Source organism: Niveispirillum sp. FG148 (assembly GCF_057809655.1).
Genome location: NZ_JBMDKJ010000030.1, coordinates 1 through 14,513, shown reverse-complemented (window position 1 = coordinate 14,513; position 14,513 = coordinate 1). Strand labels below are relative to the sequence as shown.

6 protein-coding genes and 1 pseudogene are annotated in these 14,513 nt (G+C 64.4%); 5 read left to right on the top strand and 2 right to left on the bottom strand.

Annotation, left to right across the window (positions count from 1 at the left end; all coding sequences use genetic code 11):
- Positions 1–202: 202 nt before the first annotated feature.
- Both ACODTW_RS23085 and ACODTW_RS23080 read right to left on the bottom strand, forming a co-directional pair.
- Positions 203–2,944, bottom strand: a complete 2,742-nt coding sequence (locus ACODTW_RS23085) for a TonB-dependent receptor (RefSeq protein ID WP_488948478.1) — start codon at positions 2,942–2,944, stop codon at positions 203–205.
- 288 nt (positions 2,945–3,232) lie between these two features.
- Positions 3,233–4,333 (bottom strand): LacI family DNA-binding transcriptional regulator, encoded by a 1,101-nt coding sequence (locus ACODTW_RS23080; protein ID WP_488948477.1) that lies wholly within the window; start codon positions 4,331–4,333, stop codon positions 3,233–3,235.
- Between the two features lie 437 nt (positions 4,334–4,770).
- On the opposite strand from ACODTW_RS23080, the gene ACODTW_RS23075 reads away from it, so the two are divergent.
- The 5 genes and pseudogenes from ACODTW_RS23075 to ACODTW_RS23055 all read left to right on the top strand — a co-directional run bounded on the left by ACODTW_RS23075 (position 4,771) and on the right by ACODTW_RS23055 (position 14,194).
- Positions 4,771–6,954 (top strand): TonB-dependent receptor, encoded by a 2,184-nt coding sequence (locus ACODTW_RS23075; protein WP_488948476.1) that lies wholly within the window; start codon positions 4,771–4,773, stop codon positions 6,952–6,954.
- A 102-nt stretch (positions 6,955–7,056) separates the two neighbouring features.
- Positions 7,057–9,258 carry a beta-glucosidase family protein gene (locus ACODTW_RS23070; RefSeq protein ID WP_488948475.1) on the top strand — a complete coding sequence of 734 codons (2,202 nt, stop codon included), beginning with the start codon at positions 7,057–7,059 and terminating at the stop codon, positions 9,256–9,258.
- A gap of 10 nt (positions 9,259–9,268) precedes the next feature.
- Positions 9,269–11,227, top strand: coding sequence for a glycoside hydrolase family 3 protein (locus ACODTW_RS23065; RefSeq protein ID WP_488948474.1), 1,959 nt, complete (start codon positions 9,269–9,271; stop codon positions 11,225–11,227).
- 11 nt (positions 11,228–11,238) lie between these two features.
- A complete protein-coding gene (locus ACODTW_RS23060; protein WP_488948473.1) occupies positions 11,239–12,738 on the top strand; it encodes a carboxylesterase/lipase family protein in 1,500 nt (499 codons plus the stop codon).
- A gap of 365 nt (positions 12,739–13,103) precedes the next feature.
- Positions 13,104–14,194: pseudogene (locus ACODTW_RS23055) on the top strand (IS1595 family transposase).
- The last annotated feature ends 319 nt before the right edge of the window (positions 14,195–14,513 follow it).

The following is a 14,513-nucleotide window of genomic DNA, read 5'->3' as shown; positions in this document are numbered from 1 at the left end:
CAGCCTGGGCCCTGCGGCCATACATATCAGAGTGTGCTGTCGTACTGGACGCGGGTTGCAGTTTGATGACGGTGGCGGACATGGAGCCTCTCCGTTGGCGCAAGGCGGATGTGTCATCCACACGAAGGCATGCTCCCGCCGGCCCGGCCCCTGAGGGAGCACGAAATCCCCCTTGATCGGTCACGATCAAGGGGGATTGGTGTCAGTACGTGTACTTGACGGTCAGCAGGCTGGTGGTGCCGCTGTCCACCACGTCAGAGATCGCTAGGCTCTTCTTACCGACATGCGACCAGTAGGTGTAATCGCCCATCAGGTTGGAGATCGAAAGATCCAGGTTGAGGCCATTATCGAACTTGTAGCCGGTATGCAGGTCCAGGCGGGTGGTCGGGCGGACCCAGAGATTGTCCCAGGTGCCCGGCTGGTTCAGGAAGTTGTAAACGGACGCGTAGCTGCCAGTGTAGTTATAAATAATGTCGAAGGTGAAGCCGTCATATTCATAGAAAAGCTGGGCGTTGGCCAGCCACTCCGGCGCGTTCTGGATGCGCTGGCTGCGGCCCACGGTATCATTGCCCAAGTCAACCTTGGTCCATTGACGGGTGACATTGCCGCCAATGCCGAAACCATCGAACGGCGCCGGCAGATCCTTGAATTTCTGCCGCAGCGTCAGTTCCAGGCCATAGACATCACCCTTGCCGCCATTTTGCGGGGTGATGGTGCGGGTACGACCGCTGCCACCCAGCGCCGCGTTCACCCCATCGGAGCCGTTTTCATAGAGATAATCCGACAGGTGCTTGTAGTAGCCACCGAAGGAGGCATAACCGCCCCAGTCGCTGCGCCATTCACCCGACAGGTCGGCGTTGAGGGAACGGATCGGCTTCAGGTCGGGATTGCCCGTGGTGATGGTGGTGACGCCGTCATCCGACAGATCATACCGCGCACCGCCCGCCAACTGCACAAAGGCGGGACGGGTGTAGGAGGTCCAGACGGCGGCGCGGTAGACGCTGTCCTCGGTCGGCCGCCAATTGGCATGGATGCTGGGCAGCCATTCATTGTAGATGGTGTCGGTCTTGGCCCAGTTGCCGCTGACGCTGCTGCTGGCCGGAAGCTCCCAGAAGGTGTTGTTGATCTCCGTATGCTCAAAGCGCAGGCCCGGAATCAGTTCCAGATCACCCAACTGCCATTGGCCCATGACATAGGCGGAGCTGACCGCCTCGCGGCCCTTCTGGGTGTTGCAGTTCATGTTGTCGACATAGGGGCGACCGCTGCCACAGCTGTCGAAGCTGGCGGCGTTCTGGTACTGACGAAACAGGTCCAGCAACCGGTTGTGATCAATCTTTGGCACCGACCAGTCATACTTGCCGGGGAAAATCTCGTCATAGCTGCCGACCGCGATGCCCAGGCTGGCCCAGGTGGGGCGACCGCCGACCAGATTGGAGAAATGGTCGTTGGTCCAGTCGCGGTTGGTCACCTTGCGTTGGCTGTCGATGAACTTCGCCCCGAACTTGACGAATTTCAGGGTGCCCGCGTCGAAATCATGCTGCACGTCGATCTTGCCGCCGCGCTTGTCCTGGCCGCTGGCCTGGGATGTCAGCTGGCCGGCGCGGCGGGCAAACAGGGCCGTGCCGGCATTATCCAGCGCATTGTACATCGCCGATGTCAGCAGCGGGACGGGGAAGTTGTTTTCGTACCCCATGGAGACGCCACCGCCATAGTTCCAACGATCGTTGGAGCTGTACTGATCGTTGCGGGCCGACGCCTCCAGATGGTCCGGGCGGTTATTGTTGCCCATGCTGTAGAATAGCTGCGGGGAGATCGTCCAGCTTCCGATCTTCTTGTCTGCTCCCAGTTGGAACGTGGAAAGATCGGCCTTTTCCGGGTTGGTTTCATACCAGACGGAGGTGCGGAACTTCTGGATGTCCAGGGCGTAAAGCCCGCTGGGCTGCAGGATGCGGCCCTTGTTGGTGCTGACGATCTGGCTGAAGGTGCTGTTCTGGATCGTCTCGGCAAAGGCATAGGATGCGCGGAAGTACGCCTGCAGCGTGTCGTCCGGGTGCCAGTCCAGCGAGACATTGCCGCCATAGCGCGCTGTGCTGCCGTTCGACACGCCGATATTGACGCCCGTCTGCACGATGTTGGACAGCGGGTCCAGGCCCGGCGCGCTGCGGGAGCCACCGGCATCGCCGGTCAGCGCATAGGCCCAGCCGCCATCATTGCGGGCGGCCATGGCACCGGCCATCTGGCTGTTGGCGAAATTGCGCTTGTCATAATAGCCACTGACATAGACGCCGAACTGCTCATCCTGGCCGAATTTGAAAGCCAGGTCGCCAGCGGCCCCGCCGCCCAGACCGCTATCGCCATAATCGCGGGCCCGGCTCTCCATGCGGCCGGAAAGCGTCATGCTGGCTTGCACATCCTGCTTGAAATCATAGGCGGTGGGGGTACGGAAATCGATGGTGCCGCCGATGGCATCGCCATCCATGTCGGGCGTGGAGGTCTTGTTCAGCGCAATGGTATGCAAGCCGGACGGCGGCAGCAGGCTCAGCTTCACGCCGCGGCTGTAGGGCATGCCCTGCGCGACGGTGATACCGTTGACCATATTGATGTTGTATTCGCTGTTCATGCCGCGGACAGCGGCGAACATGCCTTCGCCGCGCGCGGCGCCGTCAATGCCGCCAAAGAAGGACTGGCCGGTATTTACCACCGTCACGCCCGGCAGCAGGCCCAACGCCTCGGCGACATTATGCACAGCGGTATGTTCCAGATCCTCTGTGGAGAGAATGGAGACGCTGTTCTTGGACTGCATCTGCACGTCGCTCGCCTGGTAGCGGTTGGCGACGACCAGGATCTCTTCAATGACAGGGGGTTCTTCCGCATGGGCGGCGGCGAAGGGGGCAAGGGCGACGGTGGTGGCCAGCAGCACCGATTTCAGGGTGGGGCGATGCATGATGATCCTCGAAGGCTCCGTACGTGAGGTTTGGAGGGATGGCGTCACCCCTCGAAGCCCAAGACGCATCCCGCACCGCAATAACCGGGTGTCACAGAACTTTCTTAAATCAAATCAATGTGTAACAAGCTGGCGTCGATACGCGTGCTGGAAATCCGGCGATGGCACCGCAGGCGCGGCAATTGCGCGGGTGCGGCGGGCCGGACCTGGCGCCATGACAGCCGCAACATGGGGTTACGACATGGAGTTTGTCTGGCTTAAATGGAGTCGGTTTGGGCCTCCCCACCGTCACCCCGGCTTTCGCCGGGGTGACGGTGGGGATTGCTTCAACGTAAACCTGACAGCCCTGATCGCGGCGGGGGCTGCCGTGCTGTCGCGCACCACCAGTTCATGGACGAAAAACGGAAGCGGCGGGGGAGGGGTGCTGCCGGTGTCCGCCGCCACGATGTAGCCGGCCGCTGCCGCCCCCATGGCGAAAAGCGGCTGGCGCACCGTGGTCAGCGCCGGCCAGATGCTGGACGCCAGGGCGATGTCGTCGATCCCGGCCACCGACAGGTCAGTCGGCACGCGCAGCCCCTGCTGCTGCGCCACCGCCATGACCCCGATGGCCATGCTGTCATTGGCCGCGAAGATGGCGGTGGGCCGTTGCTCCAGCGCCAGCAGTTCCGCCCCGGCCGTCCGCCCCGATTCCCGGGTATAGTCACCGTTGCGCATCAGGGCCGGATCAAAGGCGCCAGCCGCCGACATCACGTCGCGGAAGGCCTGGAGGCGCAATTCCGCTGACCCGAAATGGGCGCGGCCGCCGATGAAGCCGATGCGGCGATGGCCCAGGTCCAGCAGATACCGCGTCATGTCGGCCGCCGCCTTGTAATCATCGATACGCACCATGGCCGGCAGCTCGGCCATCTCCACACCGGGACTGACGCGCACATAATGGCCGCGCCGCTCGGTCAGGACCTTCAGCAGGCGCGGATCATCGGCCAGACCCGGCATGATGATGAAGCCGTCCACCGCCGGCATGGAGATCAGCCGGGCCGCCCGTTCCTCAAATCCCTCATCGGTCATGACCAGCGGCTCCACCAGCAGGTGGAACCCCGCCGCCCGTGCCGCCGTCACCGCCCCCACCTGCAGGCCGGCGATATATTCATTCTGCAACGACAGGGTGGGAAATTCCGGGTAGGTCCCGAAGACGAAGGCGATCATATAGTTGCGCGATGCCGACAGGCTGCGCGCCGACAGGTTGGGGGAATAATCCAGGGACGCCATCGCCGCCCGCACCCGCTCCCGCGTTGCCGGGCTGGCCTTGGGTTCTCCGTTCATGACGCGCGACACGGTCTTGATCGACACGCCGGCCACGCGGGCCACATCATGGATGGTGGGCTTGCTCATGAACCGGGTTGCTCCGCCTGTCGCGCTGCCGCCTGCATGCATGCTTGTACCCCAGCCCCGCATAAGCAGCAATCCGGATGGGGACAACGTTGGACATTTTGTCCTTGCGGACGATGATTATCAATGGTAACAGAGTTTCACACCGGTCCTGAAAGGGTCGGTTATTTCGGATCGGCAGGGACAACGTTGTCCCATACAAGGCCGTCCGTCGCCAAGCAGAGCCCCTGAAGGGGACGGTACCGGGAGGTTGACAATGACTTCATCCACACGCCCCGCCGCCATGGCCTGACGCATCGCGTCGGCGGCCGGCACCTGTCCATTTCACCGATCCGCGTGGACGTCATCCGCGCCGGAAACGGCCGGCCGTCGCCTGACTGGGCGTCAGGTGATCTTGTTCGCTTCCCCCAACGATCGATAAGACGAAGAGGGAGTGAAAAATGTACAAGTCTCGCCTGCTTCTGGGTGCCGCCATGCTTGCCATGGCCCCCGGCTCCGCTGCCCTGGCTCAGGCTGCGGACAGTGCACTGCAACTGGAAGAGATCGTGGTCACGGCGCAGCGCCGGGCCGAAAATCTCCAGGAGACACCGATCGCCGTTTCCGCCATCACCGGGGATGGGCTGGAAAGTGCGGGGGTGAAAAGCGTCGTCGACCTGTCGGCGACCGTGCCCAGCCTGCAGATCACCAACACCGGCGGCGGCGCCTCGCAGATTTTCATGCGCGGCATCGGCAGCACCAACGTGACCGAGGTGGGCGATCCCGCCGTCGCCTATCATATCGACGGCATCTATATCGCCCGCGCCACGGCCACCGGTGCGCTGTTCTATGACATCGACCGGGTAGAGGTGCTGCGCGGGCCGCAGGGCACGCTGTATGGCCGCAATGCCACGGCCGGCGCCATCAACGTGATTACCCGCAAGCCGACGCAGCAGCTGGAAGGCTCCGCCGCCGTGGAGTTCGGCAATTACGACGCCCTGACCACCAGCGGCATGCTGAACGTGCCGCTGGACGACACGCTGGCCGTGCGCGCCGCGTTCCAGACGACGCGCCATGACGGCTATCAGAAGTCGATCACACCGGGACCGACGGCCGGCAACGACAAGGACAGCCAGGACGACAAGTCCGCGCGCCTGCAGGCGCTGTGGACGCCGGCCGAGAAACTGTCGATCAACCTGCGCGCCGACTGGCTGAACCGGGGCGGCAACAATGGTGGCGACGTCGCCTATCCGCTGGAAACCGGCGATCCGCGCACCATCCTGTCGCGCGTCAACACCTATCGTGACAACACCTATTGGAGCGCCGGGACGGAGGTCAATTACGACCTGGACTTTGCCCAGCTGACCTATCTGGTCGGGTTCAATTCCGCCAAGGACAACCGCGTTGGTGAGAACTCAGCCACCCACGCCCCCAATTATTTCCACGGGATCGACGAAACCTGGTCGCATGAATTGCGCCTGGGCGGAGAAACCGACAGGCTGAAATGGGTGATCGGCGGCTATTACTTCAAGGAAAACAATGACGTCGATTTCCGCATCTTCCTGGCCGACAACCGTTATCTGAGCTTCATTCAGCCCGACGTCTTCGCCTCCACCAAGGCGATGTTCGGCCAGGCCACCTGGTCGGCGACGGACGCACTGCGCTTCACCGGTGGCCTGCGCTACACCAAGGACCGCAAGGGCCGCAATGGCGGTACCTATTTCACCAACAATGCCGGCGCCATCACCACCACGGTGACGCCGAACGTGTCGGACAATAGCTGGGACAGCGTGAACTGGCGTGCCGGCGTCGATTACGATCTGGCCGAGCACAGCATGCTCTATGCGAACGTGGCCACGGGCTACAAGGCCGGCGGCTATTTCGACGGGGTGGAGCCCAACGACTACAAGCCGGAGGACATCACCTCCTATGAACTGGGCGTTAAGAACCGGCTGCTGGACAACCGGCTGCAGCTGAATGCGTCCGCCTTCTATTACGATTACCGGGACTTCCAGGTTTCGGCCATCGGCACCATCGCCGGACAGGATGCCACGGTGACGCTGAATGCCGACAAGGCGGAAATCTATGGCCTGGAGCTGGAGACCGATTATCTGCTGACCGAGGCGGACCGTATCGACGCCAGCGTCTCCTGGCTGCATGCGCGGTACAAGAAATTCCTGCTGCCCAGGGGCGACAGTTTCGCCAACAACGCGGCCACCGCCAATGTCGCCCGCTGCTTTGCCGCCAACTACGCGGCACCGGCCCCGCGCGCGGCTGATTTCTCCGGTTGCCACATGGCCCGCACGCCGGATTGGTCGATCAATCTGGGCTATCAGCATGAATTCACACTGGCGTCGGGCGCCAGCCTGACGGCGCGGGTCCAGACCCATTATGAATCATCCAAGTATCTGGAATATCACGGCTTCCTTCAGAACAAGGAAGGTGATTTCACCCGTACCGACCTGAACCTGACCTACAAGCCGGCGGAGGGGGCCTGGACCGTCATGGCCTTCGTCCGCAACCTGGAGAATGACGACGTCCGCACGACGTCCAGTCCCAACGCCACCACCGGCCTTGCCACCAACGGCAATGGTGATTTCTACGCCCCGCCGCGCACCTACGGCGTGCGCTTCGGCATCGATTTCTGATCTCCCTCCGGCGCGGGCGGGCTTCCGGGCACCTCCCTTCCATCCCACCGGAAACGGGTCCGCCCGCGCTTTTTTTCAAAAAGACATTCCCTGGAGGCATTGATGAATATCCATCGCGTGTTCAAGGGCGGCTTGGCCGCCGGATTGTGTCTCACGGCGCTGGGTGCGGGGCTGCACGCGGCCGAAGCGAAGGATTGGCGGGACAGCAAGCTGCCGCCCGACGAACGGGCAAGGCTGCTGGATGCGGAACTGACGCCGGATGAACGGATCGGCCTGCTGCACGGTCCCATGGCGCTGCCCTTCAAGATCGACCGCCTGCCGGAGGGCGCCATCGGTGCCGCCGGCTATATCCCCGGCGTGCCGCGCCTGGGCATCCCGGCGCTGAAGGAAACCGACGCCAGCCTGGGCGTCACCAACCCGATGGGCATCCGGCCCGGTGACACGGCCACGGCCCTGCCGTCCGGTCTGGCGCTGGCCGCCAGTTTCAACCCCAAGCTGGCCCATGATGGCGGCGCCATGATCGCCCGCGAGGCGGTGGCCAAGGGGTTCAACGTGCTGCTGGCGGGTGGTGCCAACCTGGCGCGCGATCCGCGCAACGGCCGCAATTTCGAATATCTGGGCGAGGATCCCTGGCTGGCGGGCGTGCTGGCGGGCGAGAGCATCAGGGGTATCCAGTCGCAGAACATCATCTCCACCGTCAAGCATTTCAGCCTGAACGGCCAGGAGACCAACCGCCACTGGGCCAATTCCGTCATTGATGAGGCCGCCCACCGCGAAAGCGACCTGCTGGCCTTCCAGATCGCCATCGAGCGCGGCCAGCCCGGCTCCGTCATGTGCGCCTACAATCTGGTGAACAGCGCCTATTCCTGCGGCAGCGATCATCTGCTGAACAAGGTGCTGAAGGGCGATTGGGGCTACAAGGGCTGGGTGATGTCGGACTGGGGGGCCGTGCACGCCACCGACTATGCCGCCAAGGGCCTGGACCAGCAGTCAGGCGAGCAACTGGACGATCAGGTCTGGTTCGGCGAACCGCTGAAACAGGCCGCTGCATCGGGCAGCATCCCGGCAACGCACCTGTCCGACATGTCGCGGCGCATCCTGCGGTCGATGTTCGCCGCCGGCCTGTTCGAAGCCAAGCCCGCGCCCGCCATCGACGCCGCCGCCCATGCCGCCGTGGCCAAGCAGGTGGCCGATGAAGGTATCGTGCTGCTGTCCAATCCCAGGGGCATCCTGCCGCTGGCCGCCAGCGTGAAAAAGGTGGCCGTGATCGGCGGCCATGCTGATAGCGGTGTCCTGTCGGGTGCCGGGTCGTCGCAGGTGACCAGCCATGGCGGCAACCCCACCGTCATCCCCGTGGGGGGCGAGGGCTTCATGGCCGGCTGGCTGCGCCAAGCCTATCACAATTCATCACCCTTGAAGGCGCTGCGCGCCGCCCTGCCCGGCGCTACGGTCAGCTTCAATGACGGGCGCTATCCGGCCGCAGCGGCCGCCCTGGCCCGGGATGCCGATGTCGTCATCATCTTCGCCAACCAGTGGATGTCGGAAGGGCTGGACGCCTATGACATCTCCCTGCCGCAGGGCCAGGATCAGCTGATCGCGGCGGTGGCGGCGGCCAATCCCAACAGCATCGTTGTCTTGCAGACGGGCGGCCCGGTGCTGATGCCCTGGCTGGACAAGGTGGGCGGCGTCATTTCCGCCTGGTACAGCGGCCAGAAGGGAGGCGAGGCCATCGCCGACATCCTGACCGGCAAGGTCAATCCGTCCGGCCGTCTGCCGGTGACCTTCCCGACCAGCCTGGACCAGTATCCGCGCCCCAGCCTGCCGGGCTGGGGCCTGCCGGAGAAGCAGCAGTTCGATGTGGTGTATGAGGAGGGTTCCGACGTGGGCTACCGCCGTTTCGCGGCAAAGGGGATGAAGCCGCTGTTTCCCTTCGGCCATGGCCTGTCCTACACGACCTTCACCTATGACAAGCTGCGGGTGAAGGGCGGCGACACGCTGACCGTCAGTTTCGAGGTGACCAATACCGGCAATTTGCAGGGCAAGGACGCGCCGCAGATCTATCTGGCCGGTGCCGCCGGCAAGCCACTGCGCCGCCTGATCGGGTTCGAGAAGGTGGATCTGAAGCCCGGCGAGCGCCGCACCGTGACCGTGAAGGCCGATCCGCGCCTGCTGGCCCATTTCGATGAAGCCGGGCATCAGTGGCGCATCGATGGCGGCGATTACGACGTGGCCGTCGGCCCGTCCGCCGCGCAGACGGTGCTGTCGGGCAAGGCCCGCGTCAGCCAGCGCACGCTGAAGCCGTAAGGGGGTGGGCATGTCGACGCGAACTACTGCCGCCGGGCTGGTGTCGATGGCGGCCTTGCTGCTGGCTGCCGGCGGCCATGCCGCGCCCCCGCAGCCGGGCCTGCCCGCCGGCCAGCCGCAGGTAAAGGCTGACGGGCAGTCCTTCCGCGACCTCAACCGCGATGGCCGGCTGAACCCGTACGAGGATTGGCGTCTGTCGCCGGAACAGCGCGCCGCCGATCTGGTGTCGCGCATGACGCTGGAGGAGAAGGCGGGGGAGGCGGTGCACGGCACCGCCCCCATCCAGGGCGGCCCGATGTCGCCCGGCCCGGCCTATGACGCCGACGCCGCCCGCGCCATGATCCTGGACCGCCACGTCACCTCCATGATCACCCGCATGGCGGTCCCGCCGGTGGATTTCGCGTTGCAGAACAACCGGTTGCAGGAGATCGCGGCCGGCGGCCGGCTGGGCATCCCGGTCATGGTCTCCACCGACCCGCGCAGCCATTTCCAGGTCACGGCCGGGGCCAGCGTCACGGTCAGCGGCTTCTCGCAATGGCCGGAAACGCTGGGGCTGGGCGCCATTGACGATCCGGCCCTGACCCGGACGTTCGCGGCCATGGTGCGCGACGAATACCGCGCCGTCGGCATCTCCATGGCCCTGTCGCCACAGGCCGACCTGGGCAGCGAACCCCGCTGGTCGCGCCTGAACGGCACGTTCGGGGAGGACCCGGCCCGCGTGTCGGCACAGGTGAAAGCCTATGTCCAGGGCATGCAGGGGGCCGATGCCGGTCTGGCGGCGGGCGGCGTCGCTACCGTGGTCAAGCACTGGGTTGGCTATGGTGCCGCGGTCGATGGCTATGACGGCCATAATTACTATGGCCGCTTCACCGATTTCACCAAGGGTGGCTTTGACCGGCATGTCGCGGCCTTCCAGGGGGCGTTCGAGGCCGGGGCCACCGGCATCATGCCCACCTACACGATCCAGAAGGGACTGACCCTGAACGGCAAGCCAGTAGAACCGGTGGGTGGGGGCTATTCAAGCGAGCTGCTGGGCGATCTGCTGCGCGGCACGCACCGGTTCCAGGGGCTGATCCTATCCGACTGGGCCATCACCTATGACTGCAACGAAAGCTGCCGTACCGGCACCCCGCCGCAGGGCCCGAAGGATATCGCCATGCCCTGGGGTGTGGAGGATCTGACCAAGCCGCAGCGTTTCGCCAAGGGGATGCTGGCCGGTATCGACCAGTTCGGCGGTGTCGATGATGGCACGCCCGTGCGTGAGGCGGTGGAACAGAAACTGTTGCCCGAGGCCCGGCTTGACGCGGCGGTGGCCCGCATCCTGACGCTGAAGATCCAGTTGGGCCTGTTCGAGAATCCGTTTGTCGATGCGACCCGTGCCGCTGCCATCGTCGGTTCGGCCGACAAGGTGGCGGCCGGGCGCGCGGCCCAGGCGCGGTCGCTGGTGGTGCTGGAGAACAGGTTGGGGCCCGTGGCCCTGCCCGATACGGCCAAACGCCTGTTCCTTTCCGGCGTCGATCCGGCGGCAGCGCGGGCGGCGGGCTTCACCATCGTCGACAGCCCGGCCCAGGCCGATATCAGCCTGATCCGCCTGTCCGCCCCGTACCAGAAGCTGCATCCCGGTCATTTCTTCGGATCGCGCCAGCATGAGGGCGATCTGGATTTCAAACCGGACAGCGCCGGCCTGGCCATGGTGAGACAGGCGGCGGCGGCCATGGCGCCGGTCATCCTGGTGGTGGACATGGACCGACCTTCCATCGTCACGGCGGTCCGCCCGCACGCATCCCTGCTGCTGGCTGCCTTCGGCATCGGCGACGCGGCCCTGTTCGATGCGCTGCGCGGGACGGTGACGGCGAAAGGGCGGCTGCCCTTCGAGCTGCCATCCGACATGTCCGCCGTGCGGGCACAGTCGCCGGCCCTGCCGCATGACAGCGCCGATCCGCTTTATCCCATCGGCTTCGGCCGTTGAACCAGGGGTTGATGATGCGTCACCTGTGGCTTGCCCTACTGCTGCTTCTGGCACCCGCCGCCAATGCCCGGCCCGTCACCATCGATGGCGGCAAGGTGGAAGGCGTGGCAGATGGCGATATCCTGGCCTTCAAGGGCATTCCCTATGCCGCCGCCCCGGTGGGGCCGCTGCGCTGGCGCCCGCCCGCCCCCATCATCCCCTGGCAGGGGGTGCGCAAGGCCGACACCTATGGCCTGGATTGCCTGCAAAGCCCGTTTCCCGGCGATGCCGCCCCGCTGGGCGGACCGATGGGGGAGGATTGCCTGTATGTGAATGTCTGGGCGCCCAAGCCGCAGGCGGGGGCGAAGCGCCCCGTCATGGTCTGGATCCATGGCGGCGGCTTCGTCAATGGCGGATCGTCGCCCGCCGTTTATGACGGGTCGGCCTTTGCCCGGTCGGGTGTGGTGCTGGTCAGCCTGAATTACCGGCTGGGCCGTTTCGGCTTCTTCGCCCATCCGGCCCTGACGGTCGAAGCGGGGCAGGGGATGACCGGCAATTTCGGCTTCATGGATCAGGTGGCGGCCCTGCAATGGGTCCGCCGCAACATCGCCTCCTTCGGCGGCGATCCGGCCAATGTCACCCTGTTCGGGGAAAGTGCCGGCGGCCGGTCGGTGCATGTCCTGCTGACCGCCCCAGCCGCCCGCGGCCTGTTCGACAAGGCGATCATCATGTCGGGTGGGGGCCGGTCCACGGGCCTGGGCCTGCTGGGGCTGGCTGAGGCGGAAAGGCGCGGCGTGACCTTCGCCCGCAAGGCCGGGGTGGAGGATGTGGGTGCTACGGGCCTTGCGGCGCTGCGCGCCCTGCCGGCCGACCGCATCGTCGACGGGCTGGACATGCGCTCCATCATGGGCAATGGCGTCGACCATTATGCCGGCCCCATGCGGGACGGCAAGTTCCTGGTGGAGGAGCCGGCCAAGGCCGTCGCCGCGGGGCGGGTGCAATACATGCCGATGATGATCGGCGCCACCGGCCTGGACGGATTCCCTATCGGCGATGCCGAAACGCTGTTGAAGGGTTTCGGCGCCAACGAGACGGCGGCCCGCCGCGCCTATGCCAGCCCGACGCCGCTGCTGACCACCTGGAAGATCGTGGGCGACCGCATCTTCATCGAACCGGCGCGTTATCTGGCGCGGCAATGGGTGGCGGCGGGGCAGCCGACCTTCACCTACCGTTTCTCCCATGTCGCGCAAAGCCAGCGGGAGAAGATGCCCGGCGCCACCCATGCCAGCGAGATCCCCTACGCCTTCCGCACCATCGACGCCCGCTATCCCGGTGCCGTCGCCCCGGCCGACCAGGCCATTGCCAAGGCGTTCCATGACCATTTCGTGGCCTTCGCCGCGACGGACGCGCCGGGTTACCCGGCCTATGTCCCGGCGCAGGACCGGCTGATGGATTACGGGGCCGATGGGGCGGCCTTCATCGCTGATCCGCTGCGGGAACGCCTGGACCTGATGGAAGCCATCCAGCCATAGCCATCACACAGAGCAGAACAATTCTGAGGGGCAGGCGTGCTGCGGTAGTGATCGATTTGGCGGGCGCGTGGGCGACAGGCACCGCAATACCCCGGCGGCGCTCCCGGTCAGCCATAGCGTTTGGACAGATTCACGCTGAAGGGCGGCGAGGTTGAATTTCCCTTTACCCAGTTCCCGTTATGGTCGCCAGCTTATTGCTGAAAGCCTCTGCTGGCGTTTGCCATCCCAGGCACTTGCGGGGTGTGTTGGGGTCACAACATAGAAGGGGCGAAAAGCCACGCCGCCATTATCAACCAAAGACAGCTTAATTGTTGTTTTGTAATGATTTCAGTGCGTTTCTCTTGGGGAGACCCAAGGGGATTTCGATGTCCGCTGAGCTTGATGTTCTTTCTCGCACCCGGACGCTTGCCGACGCGGTGGCCGCGTTTTCGGATGATGGTCGCTGCCGCCGGCTGCTTGAGGCGATGGTCTGGCCGCGGGGTCGGCTTTGCCCGGCGTGTGGCTGCCATCGGTCGATCAGCCTGGCCGGCCGGGATACGGGGCGTCGGGCACGGCCAGGGCTTTATCAATGCTCTGACCAGGATTGCCGGCAGCAATTCACGGTGACGACGCGGACCCCGCTGCATGCAACCAAGCTGCCGTTGCGCACCTGGCTACTGGCCCTGTGGTTCATCCTGCAATCCGACAAGGGCGTCTCCTCGATCCGGCTGGCCGAAATCATCGGGGTGAGCCAGCCGACGGCATGGCGAATGGGGCATGTGCTGCGCCTGCTGGTGGCCCGCGACCATACGCTGGGCGGCGTCATCGAAATCGACGAAATGTATTTCGGCGGTGCTCCCCGGTCCGATCCCGACAAGCCCGCCACCGGTCGGGGCCGCAAGGGACAGCCGCGCACGACCAAGACCCCGGCCATGGTCGTTGTTCAGCGGCCCGCCGGATCGGAACCGGGAACACCGGCTGGTGAGGCCAGGGCCTGCGTTGTTGCCGACCTGTCGTTGAACGAGACCGAACGGGTGCTGGAAGCGAGCGTGACACCGCAGGCCCATCTGATGAGCGATGAATGGAAGGCCTTCGTGGCAGCCGGCACCGGCTTCGCTCGTCACGACACCGTGTGTCATGCCCGCAAGGAATATACCCGTGGCACCGTCCATGCCAATGCCGCCGAAGGCTTCAACAACCGGGTCCGCCAGACCATCGCCGGCGTTTTCCATCAAATCAGCCCCCAGCATGCCGACCTCGATTTCCACGAGATCGGTTTCCGCTGGTCACAGCGTATTGCTGCCGGTCAAAAGATTCGAAGAGCCCGGAAAGGAAGGACAATCCTCCAAACCCTCTGGGACAGGGTGCGCCCGCACGCCAGTTGCCGGCTGTTTTCGTTATGGCTGTCGGACGTCAGATCCGACGAACAAAGGCCGGCGGCATCGACGTCAGGTCAACCGTGGCTGTCTTTGGTTGATAATGGCGGCGTGGCTTTTCGCCCCTTCTATGTCGTGACCCCTCTGACGTCCGGCAGCATCTGCCCGCCTGGTGGGCAAGGGGCGGTATCGGCAGGGACCTGCACTTCAGCGACGACGGATGATCCCGACCAGAATGGCGCGAAGAAAGATCGGATGCTGGCGGGCATGCGGTGGGCTAAATATGATACAAGAAATTGATACATAACGATTTTTACGGGTTTATTTTCCATAATTTAACTTATCGCCATTTTGGCTGTATTTTGGGTGGGTTCTATTTTGAAGTGCGACATTCCTTTAATATCAGATGGTTATCTATGG